This window comes from Ruegeria sp. YTSA135, assembly GCF_059610165.1.
Map to the genome: position 1 here is coordinate 66172 of NZ_JBXWNC010000014.1, position 25010 is coordinate 91181.

Consider the following 25010-nt stretch of genomic DNA (forward strand, 5'->3'; position numbering starts at 1 on the left):
CAAGCTGTTCGCAGTGCATCCGTAACATGGGCGATGAACGCAGCAGTGTTTGAAACCCGCGCACCGGCTTCGGCTTGGGAATGCAGGCGCAGGCTGTCGTGTTGCGGGCGATCCCGCTCTCAGGCGGTATGCACAGTTCGGGCAACGCCAATTGGCGAAGGCGTCGCAAGACGCCCGCGCCACTATTGTTTGTCAGACTTCGACTTCGACCTTTCCGATCGGGTTCGAGCAGCAGGCCAAGATATACCCGGCCTCAATATCGTCTTCTGAAATGCCACCATTGTGGACCATGTGGACGTCACCCTTGATCTTCTTGACCTTGCAAGTTCCACAAACACCGAACGTACAGCCTGATGGGATATTCAGACCAACAGACCGTGCAGCCGCCAGAACCGTATCGGTTTCGGCCACCTTCGCCGTGACGCCTGAGCTTGCGAAAAGAATTTCGGCACTGGTGTCGTCGTCGGGAACAACATCATCCAGTTCCGGTTGCTGTGCTTTAGTCTCAACAGGTGCGCCGAAACTTTCTTGGTGGTAGTTTTCCATGTCATAGCCCAGACCGGCAAGCGCATCGCGCACAGCTTGCATAAAGGGCTCCGGGCCGCAGCAGTAAACCTCGCGGTCCAGATAATCCGGTGCCATCAGGCCCAGCATCAGCTGGTTAAACTGGCCTTGATATCCGGTCCAGGGGCGGTACGGGTCGGGTTCCTCGACTACAAATTTCAAGTTCAGCCCATGCGTCCGGCTGGCCATTTGCTCTAACCGCTGGCGAAAGATGATTTCAGACGGCCGTTTGGCACAATTGATGAACACAACGTCCAGCGTGCGCCCTTCATCCCACATACAGGTTGTCATCGACATCAAGGGTGTGATGCCTGAACCGGCCGAGATGAACAGGTATTTGCCAGAGGAACTCTTGGCATTCGTGAACAAACCTGCCGGGCCAATGGCTTTGATCCGCATGCCTGGTTGCAGGTTGTCAAGCATCCAGCGCGTGCCGATGCTATTGGACTGCGCCTTGGCCGTAATCGTGATCGATCTGGGCCGTGAAGGCGACGATGAGATTGTATAGGTGCGATGCACAACGCCGCCCGGTTGACCCGGTGCCGGAATTTCCAGCGTCAGGAATTGTCCGGGCTCGTAGCTGAACAGGGCGCCAGAAGGGGCCCGAAATGTAAAGCTGGCAGTATTTGGCATTTCGGGCACGACCGAGACGCATTCCAAACTTTCACTGTCCTGCCAGACGGCTGTTGCCGAGGTCACAACGTCCATAACCGTCACTCCGCAGCTAAAGCGTCAGGGATCAATCGGCGCGTCAGAGTTGCGCAATACCAATCGACAAACTGTAAAACGCCGGATTCCTGTATCGCAGAATAGGGTCCGGGTACATAGGCCGGGCTGTTGATGCCCTGCTGGTTATCCTCAACCACCTGGCGGTCTTCATCATTGGTCGCTTCCCAAACTTCGGTCAGGCGTTTCAGGTCATAGTCCACGCCTTCGACGGCATCCTTATGGACAAGCCATTTCGTCGTGACTTCGGTTTCCGTGGGGCTGATTGGTGTCACGCGGAAAACGATGGAATGGTCCGCCAGAAAATGGTTCCACGTGGTCGGATAATGGAATTTCAACAACGATCCCGCATCAGCAAAGGGTGATTGGCCCAACCAGCGGCGCACGGCGGATTTGCCATCCATCGTGTAACTCTGGGCCCCTTCCTTCAGGGGCATTCGGGCCAGACGGTACTGCCCATCCTCGTGCAGGTAAAATTGTGACGGCAGCCCTGCGGCTTCGCAGCGGTCGAAATGGGTTCGCAAATGTGCTGGCAGAGCGCCCCCTTCGATGCCGGTTACGGTCGGATCATCGGGGAAAGTGCGGCACAGCGCGGGATGGTTCCCTCCGCAGTGGTAACACTCACGATTGTTCTCCCAAACCAGCTTCCAGTTCCCGTTCTCGATTATAGAGCTTTCGAAAGCGACCTTGGCATTGCCCAGGTCATGTGGCTCTAGATAGGCCCCTGCGATATTGGCGAACGTATCAAAGTCCGGCGCGTCCTCTGCCAGACAAATATAGACCAGACCGGCCAGCTCGCGGCAGTGCACTGCCTTTAACCCGTGCTGCTTGGGGTCGAAATCAGCACCCATGTCCCGCGCCCACAGCAAAGAGCCGTCAAGTTCATAAGTCCACTGGTGGTAGGGGCAGACCAGCTTGGGCGCATGGCCCTTGGACGCTTTGCAGATCACCGATCCGCGATGACGGCAGGTGTTATGAAACGCCCGGATTTGATTGTCTGCACCGCGCACGATGATCACGCGATAGGCACCGATGTTATAGGTGACATAGTCGCCTGCTTTGGCCAATTCACATGCCGGAATGGCAAATAGCCAATCGCGGTAGTGGATTGTTTCAAGGTCGGTCTGAAAAATCTCCGGGTCGGTGTAGAATGCCTGTTCCAGGGCATAAGCCGGATTTCGACGCGCCAACAGGCTTTGAATTCTGTTCACTTCTGGCTCTCCTGCCGCGCCCCGCGGCATTGCTTGGGCAGATGACAAGAGGGACCAGTCCGGAGGCGCGTGAGGATCGCGTCCGAAACCCGTGCCCCCACCGCCACCCGCAGTTTGACATATCAGCGAGGCTGGTTTCCGGACTTGGAAGGGGCTTGCGCCCGGTCTCAGCACCTTCCCGGGATCCTCCCCCCAGTGGTTGATTGCTGAGCCTGACCTTCGTTACCGTTGCGGGGGCAGTGCCGGATTTGCACCGGCTTCCCAATTCTCCGCCACCTGAGAATCAAATGTCGGCACCTCGTGGCCGTAAGTTATTTCAAGCCCAATCCAGCGCTGAAATACTTGCGACATTTTCCGCTCTGAAACAGACACGCCGGTGTACTGCTTGGTGAAAATGTCTGCCTGCGGTTCGAATTGTGTACCGATGCGAAGGTCTGCAATCGAAACGCCGTTTTCAAACCCCGCGAAACTGCGCCGCAAGGTGGTCGATCAACGCACGAATACGTGCGGTCAGGTGGCGGTTTTGCGGGTAGGCCGCGTAAAGGCCCAACGATAAAGCCTCTTGCTCTTCGAACAGAAGTTGCAGTTTTCCTGTGTCCAAAAAGGACTGCCCCGTATAAAGCGGAATCCGCCCGATCCCCAGCCCATCCGCAGCCATATGTGCAACCGCACGCGGTGAGTTTGCGCGGAAATTGCCCGTAACCGGAACCGTGTATTCTCGACCTTTTGCTTTGAACGCCCAGTGGTCAGAAAAGCTGCCGGTGGTCTGAAGCAGGCAATTATGGGTTGCCAGTGCTGCCGGTTCTTTTGGTGTCCCGTGCTGCGCCAGGTATTCGGGTGACACGCAGCACACAATCCGCATGTCCGTGAGCTTGCGTGCGACAAGGTTCGAATCCTTCAAAACGCCGAACCGAATGGCCAGATCGAAGCCTTCCTCAACCATCGAAACATGATGATCTGACAGGTGCAGCTCGATCGAGACCTTTGGATGCTCGGTCTGGAAGGGTTTTAACAGATGGATCAATTCGGCCGAGCCAAAGCCTGTCGGCGCAGTAATCCGTATGCGCCCCGCCAATTCTGTCTGGCGTTGCTGGACAAGGCGTTCTAATTCATCGAACTGCTCCAGCAGGGGCAGACAGCGTTCGTAATAGGATCGCCCGGTGTCGGTCAAGGTGACACTGCGGGTGGTTCGGTTGAAAAGCTGCGCATTCAAACGATCCTCCAACTGGCCAACATATTTGCTGGTCAATTTAGTGCTTATACCGATCTGTTTTGCGGCTTCTGTAAATGACGAATGTGCTGCCACTGCCGCAAAAGCTCGCATGCCCTGAATCGTATCCATTGTCTACGCCACGTTCATAGTAATTCACCAAATTGATATATTATCGCCCAAGTGAAAGCAAACTATGTCTGGGGCACAGATGCTGATCAACAGCCCAAACCCTCAATCAGAGAAAGAGTTTCCAGATGTCCGAAACGATCCAAATTCACAGCTTCCCTCTATCCGGTCACTCGCACCGGGTCCGTCTGTTCGCCAACCTTGCCGGGATTAAACACGACGTTATCGACGTGGATCTTGCGGGTGGTGAGCACAAGCGCGAGCCGTTCTTGACGCTCAACCCGGCGGGTCAGGTGCCCGTATTGCAAGACGGCGACGTGGTTGTAAGCGACAGCAACGCCATTTTGGTCTATCTGGCCCGGAAGTATGCGCCTTCCTACCTGCCTTCTGATCCTGTCGGTGAAGCCGAGGTGCAGAAATTCCTGACCCTCGCAGCGGGTGAGATTGCGTTCGGCCCTGCCGCCGCGCGTCTGATCAACGTGTTCAACGCACCTTTGAACATGGAGTTTACCCATGCCACTGCGGCTAATGTTCTGAAAAAGCTGGATGACCACTTGGAGGGCCGCGACTGGCTGGTCGGCGATGCGCCAACCATCGCGGATATTGCAATCTACAGCTACACAGCACACGCGCCCGAGGGTGGCATCTCGCTTGAGCCTTATGCGAATGTGCGTCGCCTTCTGGCCAATGTCGAGGCGCTGGATGGATTTGTCCCCATGCCAAGCACCGCAGTTGGCTTGAACGCAGCCTAATCCTGCTATGCAATTGGCCAGTCGCACCCGCGACTGGCCTTCGATCCCACAACACACGAGGTCTGCCATGAACGATCAAGCCACTGAAATGAAATCTCCCTTTCATGCTGGCGAGCGTGAGATGCAATCTCGTGTTGGTAGGCGGGATAGGATCGAGGAATTCGGTCGCAAGTTCATTCGTCCGTTCATGCCCGACCAGCATCGAGAATTCTTTGGCAAGCTTCCCTTTCTGGTCTTGGGCAGCGTCGACGCCGATGGCTGGCCGTGGGCGTCAATGATCTCGGGCCGTCCGGGGTTCATACAGACGCCACATGACCGAAGTCTGGACATTGATGCGCGACCCTTGGCGGACGACCCGCTCAACCCCGCATTACAGGACGGAGCCCCGATCGGTGTTCTTGGGATTGAGCTGTCCACTCGTCGTCGCAACCGAGCCACCGCAACCGTGGGTACGGTTGGGGATCATGGGTTTTCGCTGGATGTGGTGCAGTCCTTCGGCAATTGTCCCAAATATATCCAGACGCATGACGTTTCGTTCCTCCGCGATCCAAGGGCCGTCATAGACCGTCCTGCAAACGACCGCTTCGTTGAATTGGATGCACGGGCGCGGGACGCGATCGCAGAGAGCAATGCGTTCTACGTCGCAAGTCACGCAAACACGCCGGATCAGGCAGGCGTTGATGTCTCGCACCGGGGCGGACGGGTTGGGTTTGTCAAAGTTGAGGGCAACAGCCTGCTGGTGCCAGATTTTGCCGGCAACAATTTTTTCAATACGCTGGGCAACTTTCTGTTGAACCCGAAGGCAGGTCTGCTGTTTCCGGACTATCAGACCGGAGATGCACTGATGCTAACCGGCACTGTAGAGGTTTTGGCCGATGGTCACCCCGATATCGCGGATTTCAAGGGTGCAAACAGGGGCTGGCGGTTTCATCTGGACCACGGACTGCGCATCTATGACGCGCTGCCGTTCCGGGCGGAGTTCCTTGAGTTTTCACCCTACAGCCTGATGGGGGATAGCTGGAAGGCGATCTAGACGGCTTTTGGCCGAACGATCCAGCTATGTCACGCCTGCGGATAGGGCGTTTCAAGTATGTCTATCCCGGCAATTCGCACGCTGACTTCGATGACCTCGGCAATCGGGGACCGCATCTGTGAACTGCTCTGGAAAAAGAAACTGGTTCAGACAGTCAGGTTTGACCAAGCAGGTAAAAAACCCGATTTCCTGTATTCACCCGCGTTGAACTTGCCCGCGTCGGTTTCCGGGCCTACTTTTAAAGTATGTGGCGTTTCACAGATATCCGTCCGGCCTATACCCGCGCAGAACGCGTCAGCGACGGGGTTGTGCACATATTAGGCGTGGCGTTGGCGCTTATGGCAGTGCCAGTTCTAATCACGATCACCGCCTTTCTCAGGACCGAGCCCGAGGCTGTTTTGGGCGTCTCGATATATGGCGCGACGCTAGTTATGATGCTGACGTTTTCGGCGCTTTATAACATGGTGGAAAGCGATCGGTGGTCTGATGTGTTGCGGCGCCTTGATCACTCAGGCATCTACGTGAAGATTGCCGGCACCTACACGCCGTTTGTTCTGCTATCAGCAGGGCAAACTCCGGGGCTGTTGGTCGGTTTGTGGTCTTCGGCAACGATCGGTTCGGTGTTAAAGCTGATCGACCCAAGCCGTTTCCGGTGGTTTGGCTTGTTTCTGTACCTGATGATGGGATGGGCGATTGTCTGGGCCGGGCAAACCATGCTGGCCGAGCTTTCACCCACGGTAATCTGGTTGATCGTTGCGGGTGGTGTTGTGTATACAGCGGGCGTTGGGTTCTACTTGCTGGAGCGGCTGCCGTTTCATAACACCATTTGGCATGTGTTCGTTTTGACGGGTAGCGTGCTGTTCTTTCTTGCGATCTTTGTTCGGATCGTCTGGGTGCCATACACGATTTCCTGAAAAGCAATTTGGAGTACCCGGTTGGCTCTGCCATTCAAAAACTGCGGAAATAAAACCTAGGAACTCAAAGGATTTTTCCGGACACAGTGATCCCATGTAATTTTTTAGTCTGAGATTGCATAAGTCGATTTCACATTAAAGGGGACGCGGCTAGGGTACCGGCAAGCTAACGTCTTGTTGCACCAGTCTGAAAAGGGACCGTCATGGATTTTGCCCCATCACCGCGCGCCGTGGAAATCCGCGACCAGCTAAAAGGTTTTATGGAAGCGCATATCTATCCGCGCATCCGCGACCACAAAGAACAGATCAAAGAAGGTATCTTCCCTGTTTCCTTTATGGAGGAACTGAAGGCTTTGGCGCGGTCCGAGGGGTTGTGGAATCTATTCTTGCCGTCGCTGCGCGATGATGAGCCCGGCACGCGTCTGACCAACCTTGAATACGCGCCCTTGGCCGAGCTGATGGGTCAGGTCAGCTGGTCTTCGGAAGTATTCAACTGCAACGCGCCGGATACTGGCAACATGGAATTGTTGCATATGTTCGCAACGCCCGAGCAGCGCGCAGATTGGTTGGTTCCTTTGCTGAATGGTGAAATGCGGTCGTCTTTTGCGATGACGGAACCTGATGTGGCCAGCTCGGACGCGACCAATATCACGACCTCGATCCGGCGCGAGGGGGATGAGTACGTTATCAATGGCCGCAAGTGGTTTATCACCAATGCCTGCCATCCGAATACCAAGATGTTCATTGTGATGGGCAAGACTGATCCCAGCGCCGACCGTCACAAGCAACAAAGCATGGTGATTGTTCCACGGGACACGCCCGGTCTTGAGATTATCCGCAACCCGACAATCCTGAACATGCATGACCCCGAAGGTCACGCCGAGCTGTTGTTCAAGGACGTACGCGTACCCGCCGGGAATCTGTTGGACAAAGAAGGCAGCGGCTTTGCCCTGGCGCAGGCGCGGCTTGGTCCGGGCCGCATTCATCACTGTATGCGTTCGATCGGGGCGGCGGAAATGGCGCTGTCGCTTATGGTTGAACGCGCGCAAGAGCGGACGGCCTTTGGCAAGAAACTCTCGGAACAGGGCGTGATCCGCGAATGGATCGCGAAATCGCGGCTTGAGATCGAACAGGCCCGTTTGCTGACATTGCAGGCCGCCTGGAAAATAGATCAGGTGGGCGCCAAAGCGGCGCGGCGTGAGATTTCGCTGATCAAGGTTGTCGCACCCAATGTGCACGCGACCGTCACTGACCGCGCGATGCAGGTATTTGGCGCCATGGGGATGACACCCGATACGCCACTGGCCGATAGCTATACCTGGGCACGGGCGCTGCGCTATGCGGACGGGCCGGACGAGGTGCACTTGCAAGCCATTGCGAAACAAGAACTGAAAAGCACCAACTATGGAATGTCAGCACAGTGGCTAACACCGCCGCAACGCTGATCGGTTATTTACCTTTCCAGACCGGGTCGCGCTTTTCCGCAAAGGCGCGCGCCCCTTCCATCTGGTCTTCGCTGGCATACAGGGCATCGACCGTGCGCAACTGCCGTTTGGTAATGCGATTCATGGTGTCTTGGAACTTGGCATCCTCGGCATCGCGGACGATTTCCTTGATCGCCGCGTAGACCAGTGGGGGACCCGAGGCCAAAAGGCGGGCCACCTCCCACGCGCGGTCGATCAGTTGATCAGCGGCGATGATTTCGTTCACCAGCCCCCACCGATTGGCTTCCTCAGCGTCGAACCAGCGCCCGGTCAGCAGCAGCTCCATTGCGATGTGATAGGGGATGCGCTTGGGCAGTTTGACGCTGGCCGCGTCTGCAACCGTGCCTGAACGGATTTCAGGCAGGGCAAAGGTGGCGTGCTCTGCGGCAAGGATCATGTCAGCAGACAACGCCAGTTCAAGACCACCGCCGCAAGCGATACCATTGACGGCCGCAATAACCGGTTTGTTCAGGTCGCGCAGTTCCTGCAAACCGCCGAATCCGCCAACGCCGTAATCACCATCGACCGCATCGCCATCGGCGGCGGCTTTCAGATCCCAACCAGGGCAGAAGAATTTGTCACCCGCACCGGTCAGGATGGCAACGCGCAGTTCCGGGTCATCGCGGAACTCGGCAAAGACATCTCCCATGATGCGGCTGGTCGCCAGATCAATGGCATTGGCTTTTGGTCGATCCAGCGTGACCTCTAGAATGGCGCCGTCACGCCGGGTTTTGATCGGGTTCATTTCTCAGGCCTTTCTAATTAGTGCATCCACTGCGACGGCCCTGTCCGGCGTGCAAAGAAGCGGGTTAATTTCAAGCTCGGCAAGCGTGTCGGAATTTTCAATGACATAAGCTTGAATGGCCTGTACTGCAGCAACGATCGCATCCATATCAGCCGCGGGTTGACCGCGATAGCCCGTCAGAACAGGCGCAATGTTCAACTTTGTCAGGGCCGTCCGGATTGCGTTCGCCGAGCTGGGAACCAACAAAGACACGGTATCGCGCAGCACCTCAGTCAGGACACCGCCCGCCCCAAGGGTTAAGACAAATCCGTGCGCCGGGTCGTGGACAATTCCTACCAGAACTTCGGCCACGATGCTGGTGACCATTTCTTCGATCAGAACCTCATCCGTTCCGATATCAGCGACCACATCCGTGACAGCCTGGGCAGAGATTCCCAAGCGAACCGCGCCATGCTCGGATTTGTGGGCAAGCCCGACGCCCTTGATAGCAAAAGGCGCTGTCATCTTTTGCGCAGCGGTTCGTGCGGCTGCCGCGTCGCGCACCGTATGGCTGCGCGGGACTGATAACCCAAACGCGGCCAGTGCCTGCTTTGCCTCGCCCTCGGTCAGAGTGGTGGATGCCTCGGCCCTGCCCGGAAGGCAAACGGGGTCGTCTACCGGAGCAGAAATCTGGCTGGCAGCGCGGATCGCGGACAGGGCCTCGCGCAATCCCATCAAGGGAACGACGCCCCCGGCCATTAACTCCTGCGCGATGTCTTCGGGCAGGAGTTCAGGCAATGTGGAGGCAATAGCAAATCGCGCGCCCGTGCTGGCGTGTACATTAAGGGCAGCCCGCGTTGTGCAAACCCAATCCGAAGGGTCGGTGGTGGGATAGTCGACAATAGATACGGTCAGATCAACGTTGTCGCCCGTCATTCCGGCCCACGCCTGCGCCATTGCACCGTCGTCACGCCAGATATAAGTGTGGTAGTCCAGTGGGTTATTCAACGCTACCATTGGCCCAAGTGCTGCGCGCAGTTGGGTTCGTTGATCTTTGTTCAGGTTTGGAAACGTCAGGCCGGTGCCGACAGCCATATCCGCAATCAGGCTGGCCTCACCCCCGGAGCAACTGATCGAGGCAATGTTGCCACCTGGCAGAGGGCCGTAGCAATGCAGCAGTTTCAACGTTTCCAAAAAGTCGGGCAGGGACTTCAAACGCGGTATTCCCAGCCGCTCCAACAATGCCTGCGCCCCGGCATCGCTACCTGCCAGCGACGCAGTATGTGAGACGGTCGCGGATTTTGCCTGCTCTGACGTGCCGACCTTGAGGGCGACCAGTGGAACACCTTTAAGATACGCCTTGTTAGCCAGTGCTTCCCATTCGCGGATATTTTTGAAACCCTCGATATGGACACCAACGGCCGTCACGCGCGGGTCGTCGATCAGAGCTGATGCGATCTCAGCCTGGCTGGTCTGTGCCATGTTTCCGCAGGCGACCATATAAGCTATGGGCAGGGCGCGTTTCTGCATGGTCAGATTGATTGAGATGTTCGAGCTTTGGGTCAGGATCGCAACGCCCTTGTACACCCGTGTTGCGCCATGCTGATCCGGCCACAACAGCGCCCCATCCAGAGCGTTGATAAAACCATAGCAGTTCGGGCCGAGAATGGGCATCTCTCCTGCGGCGGCAATCAGCTGATCCTGCAGGTCACCGCTTGTGGTGTCTTCGGCCACCGCCTCGGAAAAGCCCGAGGCGAAACAGACGGCCCCGCCTGCGCCCATGGCTGACAGTGCCTGAACCGCATCGATCGTGGCGTGCCGGTTGATTCCGATGAACACGGCATCTGGGGCTTCGGGCAGGTCTACGAGACGGGTGAACACCTCGTGACCCACGATATCAGGTGCCTTGGGATGAACCGGCCAGATTTGACCGGCATATCCCAATCGTTCAGCTTGTAAGATGACCTGCTGACACCATGCCCCGCCGCCGATTACAGCGATCGATTTTGGGCGCAGCAGCCGGGTTAAGTCTTTGCTCATGTTCAGGCGCCCAGCGGACGCAGAAGATCACGGCTAATGATATGGCGCTGAATTTCGCTGGTCCCATCCCATATGCGTTCAACTCGCGCATCACGCCAGAACCGTTCGATCGGGAAGTCATCCATTAAACCCATGCCGCCGAAGATTTGCAGCGTCGTATCTGTCACCCGTGCCAACATCTCTGAGGCATAAAGCTTGGCCGAGGCGATTTCACGGTTTGCAGGCAGTTTCTGATCCAAACGCCATGCCGCGGACAGCGTCAGCCAATCAGCCGCGTCAATCTCGGTAATCATGTCGGCAATTTGGAACCCGACGCCTTGAAACTTGCCAATCGGCTGGCCGAATTGCTTGCGCTCGGCAGCATAGTTTAGCGCATAGTTAAAGCAGCGGCGCGCGCGCCCGACCGAAAAGGCCGCAACTGTCAGGCGCGTGGCGTAAAGCCATTCGTTCATCACCGCAAAGCCGCCATCGACCTCGCCCAGGACCTGCGCATCGAGCAGGCGGCAATTGTCAAAATAAAGGATGTAATTCTTGTAGCCCTTGTGGCTGACCGAGTTATAGCCTTCGTGCACTTCGAACCCCGGCGTACCGCGATCCACCAGAAAGGTTGTGATCCGCTTTTTCGGACCTTTCGGAGTTTCGTCTACGCCGGTTGCGATGAAGACGATAAAGAAGTCTGCGTGCTCGGCGCCCGAGATAAAGTGCTTGGAGCCGTTTACGACCCAGTCGCCGCCATCGCGCACGGCCTGACATTTCATGCCGCGCACATCCGATCCTGCATCCGGTTCGGTCATGGCCAGGGCGTCCATCTTCTCACCCCGCACCGCGGGCAGAAGGTAGCGTTCCCGCTGCTCGTCGTTGCAGGCCATCAGGATGTTCTGGGGGCGACCAAAAAAATGGGTCAGCGCCATAGATCCGCGCCCCAATTCACGTTCGACCAACGTAAAATCCAGATGGGAAAGCCCCGCCCCCCCGACCTCTTCGGGGAAATTGCAGGCATAAAACCCTAGATCGATACACTTCTGCTTGATCTGTTCCCCCAGTTCATGCGGAACCTGTCCGCTGCGCTCAACAGCGTTTTCGTGGGGGTAGATTTCATTTTCGACGAAACTACGGACCGTCGAAACGATCATTTCCTGTTCTTCTGACAGACCAAACTGCATGGCGCATCTTCCTGAGTTCGTGGTTGACGAATGAAACGTCAAAGCTCAGGCTAACGACATGCAGTATTGGTCGATATCCGTGCAGAGTTAGAAAAAATGAATTGCTGCTACAACATCTTGCTTTTTGACGGCTTCTCGAACCATTGCCTTGCAAACTTGGTTGAACCGCTGCGGGCCGCAAACACATTGTCGCGGCAGAGATTGTATTCGTGGCATTACTGTTCTTTGGACGGTGGTCCGGTCCAAAGTTCGAGCGGATTGGAAGTTTCACCGCATGGGGCCTTGCGCGATCAGAGTGGTGATGTGCTGGTTGTTATGCCCTCCTACGGTTACTTGGCGCTGGACACGCGGGAAACTGTTCGGGCGTTGCTTTCGGCTGCCCGGCGCCATACGCAATTGGCCGGGCTGGACACAGGAAGCTGGCTGCTGGCGCGCGCGGGCCTTCTTGATGATCACCGCGCGACAATCCATTGGGATGAACTGATGCGGTTTGAAGAAGCCTTTCCATCGGTTGATTCCGTGCAGGAACGTTTTGTCATCGACGGCAACCGCTTGACCTGTACGGGCGCGATGGCGGCTTTTGATCTGGCCTTGGCCCTGATACGCCGGGACCATGGCCCGCTGCTGCCGATGGAAGTCGCGCATCTGCTGATGAGCCGCAACGCCGCGGACCGGTATGTTCTTCCATTGAAATCCGAAGACACCCTGGTGAACCGCGCGCTGGCGGTTATGCAGAACAACCTTGAGACGCCTTTGTCGATTACAAGCCTCGCCCGAAAAATCGGCTGTTCTCAAAAACGGATCGAGATGCGGGTTCGGGCCGAGCTACGCACCACGCCGCAAGCCTTGTACCGGCGGTTGCGATTGAACCTTGCGCGAAAGCTGACAGAAGAGACCGAGCAATCCATTGCGGAAATCGCAGGCCGCTGCGGGTACGAGAATGCCAGCGCAATGACGCGGGCCTTCAAGGCGGAGTTTGGCCTAACTCCGACCGCATTCCGCAACTGCCTGCCAAACGCGATGTAGTCGGCGAAGGTTTTAGGCTGGATCGGAGGGCTGGGTCACGAATCTAACATAGTAAACGTGCCCGTCTGTAATAAACCGACGCTAATTGTCGTTAGACCATCTGTCCAAATTTACATGTTACATTTCGCTGCTATGCGGCGTTGCAGCAATAAAATTGAGTATCATTGTGAAACAAGCTATGCTGCGGCGCAGAATACTGCAGGGGACGGGTGGAATGTTCAGGCTGGAAGGCAAGAAAGCTGTCGTCTTGGGCGTCGCCAACGACCAGTCCATCGCGTGGGGAATTGCGCGCGCATTGCACGCTCAGGGGGACGAGGTCGCGTTGACCTATCTGAACGAAAAGGCCGAGCCGCATGTGCGGGTGCTGGCAGACCAAATCGGCGCGCCGATTGTAATGCCGTTAGACGTGCGTGACCAAGATCAGGCAAAGGCCCTGTTCGACGAGATCACCCTTCGTTGGGGTCGGCTGGATACGCTGGTGCATTCAATCGCATTTGCCCCGCGCGACGATCTGCATGGCCGTGTCATCGACACGTCACCTAAGGGGTTTGCGCTGGCCATGGATATCTCGGTGCATTCCTTCCTGCGGATGATCCGATTGGCAGAACCGTTGATGGGGCAGGGCGGTACGTGCATGACTGTGTCGTTTCTTGGGGCATCCCGCGTCATTGAAAACTACAACATAATGGGTCCGGTGAAGGCGGCATTGGAAGCGTCGGTACGCTATGCCGCAAGTGAGTTGGGGGCCAAAGGAATATCCGTTCACGCGCTGTCACCCGGACCGCTCCTGACACGGGCTGCGTCGGGTTTATCCGACTTTGACGCTCTCCTGGACGATGCCGCCGCGCGGGCACCGACCCATCATCTGGCGACGATCGAGGATGTCGGGGCTTACGCTGCATTCCTAGCCAGCCCCGAGGCGTTCAATGTCACCGGCGGCATTCACCTGATTGACGGCGGTTACAACATCGTCGGGTAGAGGAGAGGCTCATGATTTCCAATGCACAGAAGACCTCGTTTAAACTTGGCTCTGAAATGGCTGAAAGTGCGACCGAAGTAACGGACCGAACGGCTGATATCGCGGCCCGTCTAACGGATCGGTCGAGCATCCAATGGAACCTTTTGGCCCAATCGGCCCAGTTGCAATCGGCAAGGATTGCCGAAACCCATGCCGCGCGGTCATGGGACCTGATGGAAGGCTTTCACGATGTCTCACACCGTATTGCAAGCTCGGCTTCCGTTTTGGATGATTGGGCAGCATACCTGAACGATGCCGCACAGCGTGTTGTGCTTACTATGGACGCGCTGCGCGAGCGTGGTGACGTGTTTTTGGAGCACGAGGCCGAGGGCTGCCCTCCGGTCCTTGTCTACGACTATGAGGCCATTGTTGATAGCAGGACCCTGAAACGACCTTGTAACTATCGGTTGCTGCGCATTCTGCCCCCCGATGGGGTTGAGGTTGATAACACGCGCCGTCCTTACATCATCATCGACCCGCGGGCGGGGCATGGCGGGGGTATCGGCGGCTTTAAATACGACAGTCAGGTTGGGGTCGCCTTGTCCAAGGGGCACCCTGTCTATTTTGTTAGCTTCGGGCGTGATCCGGTTCCGGGCCAGACACTTGCTGATGTGATGCATGCCGAGGCCGGGTTTGTCCGCACCGTCCGGGCGCGCCATCCCGACAGCCCTCAGCCTGTTGTGACAGGCAATTGTCAGGGTGGATGGGCAACCTTGTTGATGGCGGCCTGCAATCCTGATCTGACCGGACCGCTGATCCTGAACGGAGCGCCGATCGCCCCCTGGTCGGGCGAAGTGGGCGACAACCCGATGCGTTATATCGCAGGTGTGCTGGGTGGAACGTGGCAGCCGATGTTCTGGTCAGACGTCGGCGGGGGTCAATTCGACGGTGCCAACCTGGTGATGAATTTCGAACAGCTGAACCCTGGCCGGAACTATTTTGGGAAGTACTTCGATCTTTACCGCGAACCAGACGAGGGTCGGCAACATTTCATTGACTTTGAACGTTGGTGGGGCGGTTATTTTCTTTTGAACGAGGCTGAAATCCACTGGATCGTTGAACAGTTGTTTGTCGGAAATCGTTTGGTCAAGAACACGGCGCAGCTGGAACCGGGTGTGCCTATCGACATCAAGGCGGTCAAAGGACCTATCTTCGTTTTTGCCAGCCAGGGCGACAATATCACCCCGCCGCAACAAGCGCTGAACTGGATCGCTGCGACCTATGCGGATGAAGAGGAAATCCGGATACGCGGTCAGCGGATCATCTACATGCTGCATGACGAGGTCGGCCACCTGGGTATTTTCGTGTCGTCCAAAGTGGCGCGCAAAGAGCATACCGAACTGGCCTCGACCCTGGAAACGGTCGAAGCGATGGCTCCGGGACTGTATGAGATGGTGATCGAAAACATCGAAGGCGAAGGCCAGGATAAGCGGTTCGAGGTTCGGTTCCATGAGCGGACCATGGATGATCTGGCCGCATTGGATGACGGCCAGCATGACGAGGCAAGCTTTGCCGCTGTGGCGCATATGTCCGAGGTTCAGGCGAACATCTATGAAACCTTCGGACGTCCCTTTGTTCGGTCTACGTCTTCTCCGGTTGGGGCAAATGTCCTGCGAAACCTGCATCCCCTGAGGGTACAGCGGGCGGTGATGTCATCGTCAAACCCAGCGTTGAAGGGCGTTGAGCCGTTTGCGCAGGCTGTGCAGGATAAGCGTGTGCCAGTCAGCCCGGATAACCCATTCCTTGTCCTTGAAAAGCAGACAGCCGATTGGATTGAGCAGATGATGGACCTGAACCGCGATCTGCGGGATGCCTGGTGCGAATGCCTGTTCTTCTCTTTATGGGGTGGTCCGTTGGCTGCGTGGTTCGGAAAGAAAAATGCCGCGCTGCGTACCTTGTCCGATCCCGAAACGTTAAAAGTGTTACCCGAGGTTGAAGCCGCATTGGCCCATATGAGACAAGGTGGGCTGGCCGAGGCTGTCATACGTCTTTTGGTTCTGTTGGCCAAAAGCAACAAGAGTTTCAAATCTGAAATTCTGCACCGCTGGGCGCATGTGTTCAAAAATGAGGCCCCGTTCAAGGATCTGACGGTGCAGCAGCGTCAGTACATGCTGCGCGAACAGACTGTGATTGTTACCCTAGACGAGCAGGGCGCGATGGATACGCTAACCGATCTTTTGCCGTCGACATCGGACAGGCAACAGGCGGTTGATCTGCTCAAGCGTATCCTGGGCGATATCCCAAACCCTTCAGACAAGCTTGTCGAGATGGCGCATGCGCTTTACAAAAAACTCGATCTTGCTGAGGGCCAGCAGAAATCCGACACTCCGGCCAAACCTGCATCCGACCCGCAGGAATGCGAGGACATGACTGAAAACAAGGCCAAGTCAAAATGAAGATTAGGGAAAACCGCACTTTCGCGCAGGTAGAGGTCGGGGAAACAGCGCAGCTGACGCGACTTTGCACAATCGACGATCTATATGCGTTTGCATCAGCGTCTGGCAATCATAACCCCTTGCACCTTGCTAGCTATGACGGTGATGGCGATGGCCGCCCCGAGGCGGTCGCGCCCGCGCTTTGGCCCGCTGGTCTGATCGCTGCGGTTCTGGGCAATATCTTGCCGGGTGCGGGAACGCAGACCCGCCGGGTGAACCTGTCCTTTCATGTTCCTGTGATCGCTGGTGACGAGTTGACCGCAGTTGTCACCGTGGTTGAAAAGCTTGCTGACGGCGATCTGCGCTGCGCTGCCGATGTGCGCCGCGAGAGTGATAACGCCCTGATCCTCAGCGGTGAGGTGCAGGTGACGCCCCCGGCCAAGCACATGGCTTTCGACTCGGTCGAGGTTCCGGGCCTTATCGTCCAGCGCCATCGGCATTTTGATGCGTTGATAGCTAAGGCTGAGCCACTGGAGCCCATGCCAACTGCCGTGGTTGCACCGGAAGAACCGAATGCACTGGGCGGTGCCTTGCTGGGCTATTCCAAAGGTATCATCACGCCGATCCTCCTGGGCGATCCTGAAAAGATTGCCGCCGCCGCAGCAGCGCTGGAGGCTGACCTGTCGGGAATCGAAGTGATCGAAGCCACAAGCCACGAAGTCGCTGCGCATAAGGCGGTGGACCTCGTGGTAGAAGGCCGGGCGGAAACCTTGATGAAGGGTCATTTGCACACGGATGTCTTGCTGCACGCGGTTCTGCGCCGCGAAAGGGGTCTGCGGACAAGTCGCCGCTTATCGCATGTGTTTGTTATGGACGTTCCGGGGTATTCACGGCCCATCATGGTGACTGATGCCGCCGTTAACATCGCCCCCGACCTTGAGACAAAGGCCGATATCGTGCAAAATGCAATCTGTCTGGCGCAATCCCTTGGAATTGAAACGCCCAAAGTCGGAGTGCTGTCGGCGGTCGAGACAATCAACCCGCGTATGCCATCGTCAGTGGATGCGGCGCTGCTTTCAAAAATGGCCGAGCGGGGGCAGATCACCGGTGGGCTGGTCGATGGGCCGCTTGCCATGGACAATGCGGTCGACCTGAACGCAGCACGCACAAAGGGCATCACGTCTCAGGTCGCTGGTTCGGCGGATATCCTTGTGGCTCCGAATATCGAAGCGGGGAACATGGTGGCGAAACAGCTTACCTATATGTCACATGCCGAGGCGGCGGGGATCGTCGTCGGCGCCGCTGCACCGATTATCCTGACGTCACGGGCAGACGACGATGCTTCGCGGCTGGCCTCCTGCGCGGTGGCCGCCCTGCATGCGCAGGCGAACAAGGGCAAAATACATGGTTGACCATGTTCTGGCTCTAAATGCCGGATCCTCTTCGCTGAAATTTGGGTTGTATGAACTGGTTGAAAACAACCACCCCCGCGTGCGCTGGCATGGCCAGATCGAACGTCTGGGTGATGCGCCGCGCCTATTGGCGAAATCCACAGGTGGGCAGTCAATCAATCAGCCACTTGCCAAAACTCAAAGTCATGATGAAGCAATCCGTACGTTTCTTGAGATGGCGCGCGAAGAACTGCCGAACATCAACATCCGCGCCGTAGGCCACAGGGTCGTGCATGGCGGGGCGGTCTATTCCGAACCTGTTCTGGTTGATCAGAAGGTTATGGATACTTTGGCAGGTTTCATTCCCTTTGCGCCGCTGCATCAACCCTTCAGCCTTGCCGGTATAGGTGCTGCCATCGATGCGTTTCCCGGGACAGCGCAGGTGGCGTGTTTTGACACTGCGTTCCACCGGACCCATCCATGGGTAAACGATACTTTTGCCCTGCCGCTAAGCTATTATGAAAAGGGTGTGCGTCGGTATGGGTTTCACGGCCTAAGCTACGATTACATCACGCAAAAACTGAAAGAGATTGCCCCAAGCCTCTACGATGGTCGCGTGGTCATCGCTCATCTGGGCAATGGTGCCTCCATGTGCGCGGTGTCGCGTGGGCGCGCTGTCGCCTCGACCATGGGCTTTTCCGCGCTCGACGGGCTGCCGATGGGCACGCGCAGCGGCCAACTGGACCCGGGCGTTGTCCTCTACATGATGCAGCAAGAAGGCATGAGCGCGGACGAAATCGCCGATACCCTTTACCGCAAGTCCGGATTGCTTGGTCTGTCAGGGCTTTCGTCGGACATGCGTACATTGCTTGCTGCTGAAACGCCCGAGGCGCGCAGGGCCATCGACTATTACGTATTCCGCATTCGCCGTGAACTTGGGGCTTTGTCCGCTGCGTTGGAAGGTTTGGATGCGTTGGTTTTCACGGGCGGAATTGGTGAAAATGCAGCCCAGATTCGTCGCAGAGTGTGCGAAGGGATGCGCTGGATCGGAATTGAAATCGACCCGAACAGGAACGCGGATAACGGCACAGTGCTTTCGACAGATTTAAGCCGGGTCCGTATTCTTAGGATTCCCACAAATGAAGAGATGGTGATCGCCCGCGCGGCTGCGCGAATGGTGAAATAAACGTTAGGGATCGGGTTTGTCTTTTTTGCGCTTGGCGAACTTGATCAGTATTCCCAACACGGTACTGATGACATCCGGGGTCAGAATACCAAGTGGATCGCGCCGGATACCCGTTACGGTGTTGCGGGCGTCAGAAAGGGTGTCTTTGATCTCTGTTTCGATGTCTTGCAATGCCATATCACGCAATTCGACCGCCGCTGTCGTATCTGCCTGAGCGTCTTGCATGTTGGCCAACAGGGCCAATATCAAGGCAAGCAACAGGTTTACCCCGGCTATTATCAAAGCTGCTAACGGCTTGGACAAGCTCGCTGACAGCCAGAAGAAACCGGCCACGTTGAGCATGATAACAGCCAGGCCGACAGCCAGCCCTGCCGCGGCAAAGAACCCGGCCCGCCGTGCGGCCACGGCGATGTGACGTTGGGCTATCAGCCGTTCGGCGCGCAGAATGATCGAGATACTACGGGAAATGCGGCTTATGGTTCATCTCCTACCGGACCGGCCCAGCAGATAGCCAATCGCGAAAATACCAACGGCAAACAGGATTGGCCTCTTTTGCGGCAGGTCTTCCAGTTCATTCAGCGCTTCTTCTAGTTGCCCGGCCCAGTCGTCGATATTTTCGGCTATCTTGTCGGCCATCGAGTCGTGCGTCTCTGGCGCAGCCGCTTGCTTGGCGGCTGCGGTCTGCTCAGCCAGTTGTCGGCGCAGGTCGGCAACCTCGGCTTCTAGTTCGGCTTTCGTTACCATCCAACCGGTCCTCTCACATCAAGTGTGCCCTCAGGGCGAGGGCATAGACCCCAGCCTGTTGTCGAGAACCATGATAATGCGTTTTTCTGATTTAAGAAAAGAAGCTTAACGCCTTAGCTGAAATAGTCGGCCACCAGAAGGAAATCGGGCGCGACGTCCTCTTCGATTGTCGCGAACCGCGGGATGGGATCTTCAAATACGTTGTCGGTGCGATCATCATTCACGGTTGAGACCTCACCGATCAGGCAATCGCCCTGTTCTGCCCAGAACGCATGCCAAATGCCGGGCATGAGGGTGACACTTTCACCCGGCTTCAGACGCAGCAATTCCCCGGGTTTGATCGTCACCGGACAACCATCGCTGGGCAAGATAACGGGAGTGTCGCGGTCGACTCCACCATCAGCGTCTGAGGCATAAATCTCCATTACCAGATCACCGCCGCCACGGTTGATGATGTCCTCGGCCTTTACGATATGGCGATGCATCGGGGACAATTGTTTGTCCCGCGACACCAGCAGCTTTTCAGCATAGAGCATACCCCGGCCACTGTTCAGATCGCTCACATCGCCATTGCGCAAGGTGAAAAGGAACAGGCCCAGTTCGTCAAAGCGACCTTGCCCATAATCGGTAATGTCCCATCCAAGGCCACGGTCACGAATGCCTGCGGCCTTGTCGCTGCGCATCTGGTCGGGGGACCAGTTCGCAAAGGGTGGCAGGACAGCACCGAACGAGCGGATAAAGGCCTCGGCCTCGGATTTGATGGCGTTGATTTCAGAACGTTTCATTGGACTCTCTCAGGGGTCAAAGCTCGTGTGCCCAGGGCGGGTTCGCCCCGGCGCGGGATACTGTGATGGCGGCGACGGCTGCGCCCTTGGAAAGCGCGGCGCGCAACGTTTCCGCCGGAAGAGACCGCAAGGCGGTCTTAGTCAGATGGCCGCTGCGATCAAGTTCGGCAAGGACCCCGGCGTTGAATGTGTCACCGGCACCCACGGTATCGACGACTTCGACGGGTTGAACCGGGACCGAGGTCGTGGACCCGTCCGCCAGATAGCCGGATGCGCCGTCACCGCCACGCGTCACGATGACCACGGCTGGACCGGCTTGCAACAACAGCGGCACTTTCTCGTCCGTGGCTTCCGGGCCGGGAATGATCCAGTCCAGATCTTCGTCCGAGACCTTGACGATGTCGGTCTGAGCAATCATGCGATTCAGGCGGCTGCGATAACGGGTTTGGTCCTTGATGAAATCCGGCCGGATATTTGGGTCTATCATAACGGCCCGATCCGCCGCATGCCGGTTCATCAACGCGGCATAGGCATCGGCGCAGGGCTCGCACGCCAGGCTGATCCCGCCGAAATACAAGGCCGATATGGCGGGCAGTTGGACGGGCATATCCTCGGGTGTCAGCATGCGCCCGGCCGAGTTCTCGTCCATGAAGCTGTAGGTGGCGTGCCCGTCCTTTAATTGCACAAAAGCCAGTGTGGTAGGCCGATCCGATCGGATCACGTGGCTCGTATCAACATGGCTGTCTTTCAGCGCGCGCGCCAGTTGGTCCCCGAACATATCCGAAGAAAGGCCGGTCAATAAGCTGACCGAAGACCCCAAACGCCCCAGTGCGATGGCCGTGTTGAAAACGGCGCCGCCGGAATGGGGCACGAAGCCGTCACCGCCCGAAACGGTCGGCGTGGCGATCATATCAATCAGGGCTTCGCCGCAGCACAGGATCATGCCGGGTCCTTTCTGCTGAATTTGGTGCATGGGGTCATTCTAGCGTGCAAGCGCACTTTTGCAGAAGTTGTTAGCGCCAACAATGCCAAATTCATCCTGTTCCGATACGTATAAGTTCATCGACCGCCGCAAGTCTGTGAAACGACCACCCGCATTAAACGCGTCGCAGAACGTATCCGAGAACAACCAACGGTTCTTTTCGGCAACACCGCCCACAAGGAAGACGCCACCTATCGGCATCAAGGCCACCGCAAGATCTCCCATCAAGGCGCCCAGATGGGTTGTGAAAATATAAGCCGCCTTTTCGGCGATTGGATCGGCCTGCATGCGGGCATCGTGCAAAATGTCCTTGGCGCTGCGCATTGGTGTTTCCGCATGTCCTGCGGCGATACCGGTAGCCCTGTACAGGATCGGAAGACCCGTACCGCTGAGGAACATCTCTGCCTCAAGCACCAATGTGTCGTCAAAAAAACAATCAGGAGCGATGTGACGGGCGGCGCGGAAAATTTCGACCTCATCTTCATGACGCGGCGCCAATCCGACATGGCCACCTTCGCCAGACGCGGTGTGGTAGCGGCCTTCAGAAAATACTAGCGCGCCAACGCCAAGACCGGTGCCCGGACCCACAACCAAACGGGTGCCTTGGGGTGGGGTCGGGGCACCTTGCAAGACCTCGACATCATCGCCGGTGATCTCTGCCACAGACCACGCGGCAGCGGTGAAGTCATTGATCACAAAAGTATGTTGTGCCCCTGTGGCCTTGCCAATATCACCCTCGGACAGGTCGAGCTTTGCATTCGTCAGGCTGATCGTCCCGTCTTTTACCGGCCCAGCACCTGCGGCAACGACGGCGCGCGGATCGGTGCCAATCTCATCGCGTAGGGTCTGAAAGGCCTCTAGCAACTCGGGCAGAGTTCCTGTCGGGTATTTGCGCAGGTCTGTCACCTTGCCGTCCGAAACCACACCCAGCCGCGTATTGGTGCCGCCGATATCGGCCACAAGGTTCCAATGCGCACGCATAGCGCCAACAGGCTGCGCCAAAGGCAATGACACAGCGCCACCGGCCAGAACGGTTTTCAGCATTGGAGCAAAGCTATGAGGCCCAGCTTTGTCAATGTCGGACACGGGGCGTGCAAAGTATCCCTTGATCGGAACACCCTTCTCCAATGCGTCGTGCACTGCCGTCAGGTGAAGGTCAATGTCGCGAGCCCAAGCGTCATGCTGCAGGTGCAATGAGTTGGCTGTGCGATTATCAAAAACGTAGATCGGCAGATCACGAGTATAGTCTTGTTGGATACGGTCCAGATCGGCTGGGTTGATCTGATCTTGCATGGTGTAGCCTAGCGCGCACCAGTCTAGCGCGGCACCAATTATGCCCAAGTCGTCTTGCCACCCGACGGGCAGGTGGGGCTCTAAACGCTTTAGCAAGGTATCTGGATAGGCCTTTTTGAATATGCAATCCCACAACGGCTGATTGTCATTGATTGGACTGCCGATTTCAGCCCCAAGATTGGTCATGCCAAGTCCACGCATCGCGTTGATGGCATTGCCATGTGCCAGCATCATGTGGTGCATCGTGCGGGTGGCGGCACGGATGTCTTGTTGACCGGGCGCATGGCTCTCGCCATTCAGCGAGACGGTAACATATGCCGAGAAGGTGATGGGCGCGGCGCTGAATACGCGATCACCAATACGACCCATGACCACTTCGATGTAGTCGCCGAACCAGGCGGCGATATCGCGGTTACGCCACCCGCCCTCATCCATCAACGCCGCTGGCAGTTCCCCGTTATGGAGCGTGGCGCAAGGGCGAATACCATGCGCCAGCAGCGTGTTGGCCAGGCGGTCGTACACGTCCAGCCCGGCCTCGTTCAGCGCGCCGCGCCCGTCGGGTAGGACACGGGTCCAGTCAATCTGGAACGAACAACAGTCAAACCCGGTACGTTGCACCAGTTCGAAATCCTGTTCGCCAGAGGATGCGACACCAAAAAGGAAATCCGAAGGGAAATCAGAACGGTTGTATTTCATCGTCAGAACCTGTTTGGACCGGTCGATCTGCCACTTAGCAGGTCAGGTTGCAGCATTCTAGCCGTTAGCGATATCATTTGCGAGTTGAGTGACGTTTTCAGCGGCTTTTTTGCCAGGAAAAGTATTTCGCAAGAAAACGCGGACGGAAAGAAACCTTAGCATCGGGCGCACTCGAGGTTTTCCAAATTTAATCTGCATGGGTTTGGCTGCACAGGTTTAATCCCGTTGACCGCCGCCTAGCGGAGCACTGAATTTGCACAGGTTTTGACGGGTGCGGCAACAAACTGGACCTATCGAAACTGACAACTGTCACTTTTGCGCTGACAGGGCGGGCACAAAGCTCTAGCGTGCAAACAATCAAAAAATTCAACAGAGTCCAAATCACGGGAGATGTAAAAATGACTTATCGGAAAACTATTTCCAGACGCTCGGTTTTAAAAGGGGCTGGTGCAGCTGCTTTGGCCGCGCCACTTTACAGTAAATCTGCGTTGGCCTCCTCGGGTGAGATCAACATCCTGATGTGGTCGGATTACCTGCCACCTTCTTTCATCGAAGAGTTCGAAACCCTAACTGGGATCAAGGTGAACTACACCGGCATTGGGTCGAACGAAGAAATCATCAACAAGATGAAGGCCACAGGCGGTCAGGGTTTTGACATCGTCTCGCCCACCAACAACCGCTCGCTCCAATGGGAGCCACTGGAACTTCTTCAGCCGTTCGACATGAGCAAAGTTCCGATTGATCTGGTAAACCCGGCGATGGCCGCGATTGGTACGGATGCCTGGAACTTTGCCGATGGCGGCGTGCACTGGCTGCCGCATATCTGGGGCACCGAAGGCATAGCTTATCGGACCGACCTGTGGCTGCCGGCAGGTGATGCACCGTCTTATGGTGACGTCTGGTCTGAAGAAAACGCCGGAAAAACCATGGGCCGTGCACACTCGATGATGCTGGGCGCAGGACTTTACATGGAGCGCTCGGGTGAGATGGAGCCGGGTTCTGTCTGGGCCGCGTATGGCGATGAAGAAACCATGCGCAAGGTCTGGAGCCAGATCACCGACTGGTGTGTTGCGCGCAAGGACCGGATCAAGTTGATCTGGAACGATGCTGACACCCAGAAAAACGGATTGCTGAACGAAGGCGTTGTCGTTGGCCAAACATGGGACGGACCGCCACTGGCCCTTAAATCCGCTGGCGAGCCGGTACACTACCAGGCGCCGATTGAGGGCGCGATGGCGTGGGTCGACGGTATGGCGATGCCAACCGGTGCTACAAATATCGATCAAGTCTATGCCTTCATTGACTTCGCGTATCAGGCGAAACCTGCTGGCGTGGCGATTGATAGCCACGGCTACAACTCGCCTGTTCTGGGGGCTGACCAGTATTCTGGCGACACCTACAAAAAGAACTTTGCCGAAGCGTATCCGGGCGACTCACTGGCCAACCTCAACCCGTGGCCGGCAGAAGCACCTTGGTATGCTGAAACCCGGACTGAGTTCGTCAACAAATTCAAAAGCGCCTGATCGCTTTGCAACGATGCCCTCCGCCGCGGCGCGGGGGGCAT

General features: G+C 56.8%; 21 protein-coding genes and 1 riboswitch. Of the genes, 10 read left to right on the forward strand and 11 right to left on the reverse strand.

The genetic code is table 11. From position 1 onward, the window contains the following. Positions 1-192: 192 nt before the first annotated feature. From AC2FIT_RS17005 to AC2FIT_RS17015, 3 genes are all read right to left on the reverse strand, one after another. Positions 193-1272 carry an FAD-binding oxidoreductase gene (locus tag AC2FIT_RS17005; protein WP_496831219.1) on the reverse strand — a complete coding sequence of 360 codons (1080 nt, stop codon included), beginning with the start codon at positions 1270-1272 and terminating at the stop codon, positions 193-195. Positions 1273-1277: 5 nt separating this feature from the next. After that, entirely contained in the window at positions 1278-2531 is a 1254-nt protein-coding gene (locus AC2FIT_RS17010) for an aromatic ring-hydroxylating oxygenase subunit alpha (RefSeq protein WP_496831220.1), read from the reverse strand. An 82-nt stretch (positions 2532-2613) separates the two neighbouring features. Continuing rightward, positions 2614-2817: riboswitch (cobalamin riboswitch) on the reverse strand. A 138-nt stretch (positions 2818-2955) separates the two neighbouring features. Next, entirely contained in the window at positions 2956-3843 is an 888-nt protein-coding gene (locus tag AC2FIT_RS17015) for a LysR family transcriptional regulator (protein WP_496831221.1), read from the reverse strand. Between the two features lie 125 nt (positions 3844-3968). Here AC2FIT_RS17015 and AC2FIT_RS17020 point away from each other — a divergent pair, with 125 nt between their 5' ends. From AC2FIT_RS17020 to AC2FIT_RS17035, 4 genes are all read left to right on the forward strand, one after another. Beyond that, positions 3969-4592: a glutathione S-transferase family protein gene (locus AC2FIT_RS17020; protein ID WP_496831222.1), complete on the forward strand. Its 624-nt coding sequence runs from the start codon at positions 3969-3971 to the stop codon at positions 4590-4592. Between the two features lie 67 nt (positions 4593-4659). Then, entirely contained in the window at positions 4660-5625 is a 966-nt protein-coding gene (locus AC2FIT_RS17025; RefSeq protein WP_496831223.1) for a pyridoxamine 5'-phosphate oxidase family protein, read from the forward strand. Between the two features lie 245 nt (positions 5626-5870). Continuing rightward, positions 5871-6539, forward strand: a complete 669-nt coding sequence (trhA, locus tag AC2FIT_RS17030) for a PAQR family membrane homeostasis protein TrhA (RefSeq protein ID WP_496831224.1) — start codon at positions 5871-5873, stop codon at positions 6537-6539. Positions 6540-6742: 203 nt separating this feature from the next. After that, entirely contained in the window at positions 6743-7984 is a 1242-nt protein-coding gene (locus tag AC2FIT_RS17035) for an acyl-CoA dehydrogenase family protein (RefSeq protein WP_496831225.1), read from the forward strand. Positions 7985-7988: 4 nt separating this feature from the next. On the opposite strand, the gene AC2FIT_RS17040 is transcribed toward AC2FIT_RS17035, so the two are convergent. From AC2FIT_RS17040 to AC2FIT_RS17050, 3 genes are read right to left on the reverse strand one after another with little or no spacing between them, the layout of a single operon-like run. After that, complete coding sequence (locus tag AC2FIT_RS17040) at positions 7989-8768, reverse strand: carnitinyl-CoA dehydratase (RefSeq protein ID WP_496831226.1); 780 nt, start codon at positions 8766-8768, stop codon at positions 7989-7991. Positions 8769-8771: 3 nt separating this feature from the next. Continuing rightward, on the reverse strand, positions 8772-10787 hold the full coding sequence (locus AC2FIT_RS17045) for an acetate--CoA ligase family protein (protein WP_496831227.1): 2016 nt from the start codon (positions 10785-10787) through the stop codon (positions 8772-8774). Between the two features lie 2 nt (positions 10788-10789). After that, positions 10790-11950: an acyl-CoA dehydrogenase family protein gene (locus AC2FIT_RS17050; RefSeq protein WP_496831228.1), complete on the reverse strand. Its 1161-nt coding sequence runs from the start codon at positions 11948-11950 to the stop codon at positions 10790-10792. Between the two features lie 96 nt (positions 11951-12046). Here AC2FIT_RS17050 and AC2FIT_RS17055 point away from each other — a divergent pair, with 96 nt between their 5' ends. From AC2FIT_RS17055 to AC2FIT_RS17075, 5 genes are all read left to right on the forward strand, one after another. After that, a complete protein-coding gene (locus AC2FIT_RS17055) occupies positions 12047-12976 on the forward strand; it encodes a GlxA family transcriptional regulator (protein WP_496831229.1) in 930 nt (309 codons plus the stop codon). Between the two features lie 214 nt (positions 12977-13190). Further along, positions 13191-13955: an enoyl-ACP reductase FabI gene (gene fabI, locus AC2FIT_RS17060; protein WP_496831230.1), complete on the forward strand. Its 765-nt coding sequence runs from the start codon at positions 13191-13193 to the stop codon at positions 13953-13955. Between the two features lie 11 nt (positions 13956-13966). After that, positions 13967-16390 (forward strand): DUF3141 domain-containing protein, encoded by a 2424-nt coding sequence (locus AC2FIT_RS17065; RefSeq protein ID WP_496831231.1) that lies wholly within the window; start codon positions 13967-13969, stop codon positions 16388-16390. Then, entirely contained in the window at positions 16387-17781 is a 1395-nt protein-coding gene (locus tag AC2FIT_RS17070) for a bifunctional enoyl-CoA hydratase/phosphate acetyltransferase (RefSeq protein ID WP_496831232.1), read from the forward strand. The genes AC2FIT_RS17065 and AC2FIT_RS17070 overlap by 4 nt, the downstream gene beginning before the upstream one ends. Next, entirely contained in the window at positions 17774-18946 is a 1173-nt protein-coding gene (locus AC2FIT_RS17075; protein ID WP_496831233.1) for an acetate/propionate family kinase, read from the forward strand. Before AC2FIT_RS17070 ends, AC2FIT_RS17075 begins: the two co-directional genes overlap by 8 nt. Positions 18947-18949: 3 nt before the next feature. On the opposite strand, the gene AC2FIT_RS17080 is transcribed toward AC2FIT_RS17075, so the two are convergent. From AC2FIT_RS17080 to AC2FIT_RS17100, 5 genes are all read right to left on the reverse strand, one after another. After that, positions 18950-19423, reverse strand: coding sequence for a phage holin family protein (locus AC2FIT_RS17080; protein ID WP_496831275.1), 474 nt, complete (start codon positions 19421-19423; stop codon positions 18950-18952). A gap of 3 nt (positions 19424-19426) precedes the next feature. Continuing rightward, positions 19427-19690, reverse strand: a complete 264-nt coding sequence (locus AC2FIT_RS17085) for a hypothetical protein (protein WP_496831234.1) — start codon at positions 19688-19690, stop codon at positions 19427-19429. A gap of 113 nt (positions 19691-19803) precedes the next feature. Next, positions 19804-20475 carry a D-lyxose/D-mannose family sugar isomerase gene (locus AC2FIT_RS17090; RefSeq protein WP_496831235.1) on the reverse strand — a complete coding sequence of 224 codons (672 nt, stop codon included), beginning with the start codon at positions 20473-20475 and terminating at the stop codon, positions 19804-19806. Between the two features lie 16 nt (positions 20476-20491). Next, positions 20492-21418, reverse strand: a complete 927-nt coding sequence (locus tag AC2FIT_RS17095) for a carbohydrate kinase family protein (RefSeq protein WP_496831276.1) — start codon at positions 21416-21418, stop codon at positions 20492-20494. Positions 21419-21457: 39 nt separating this feature from the next. Then, the gene (locus AC2FIT_RS17100; RefSeq protein ID WP_496831236.1) at positions 21458-23446 is read right to left on the reverse strand and encodes a family 1 glycosylhydrolase; all 1989 of its coding nucleotides are present in this window, start codon (positions 23444-23446) and stop codon (positions 21458-21460) included. Between the two features lie 398 nt (positions 23447-23844). Here AC2FIT_RS17100 and AC2FIT_RS17105 point away from each other — a divergent pair, with 398 nt between their 5' ends. Continuing rightward, entirely contained in the window at positions 23845-24969 is a 1125-nt protein-coding gene (locus AC2FIT_RS17105) for an extracellular solute-binding protein (protein WP_496831237.1), read from the forward strand. Positions 24970-25010: the final 41 nt, after the last annotated feature.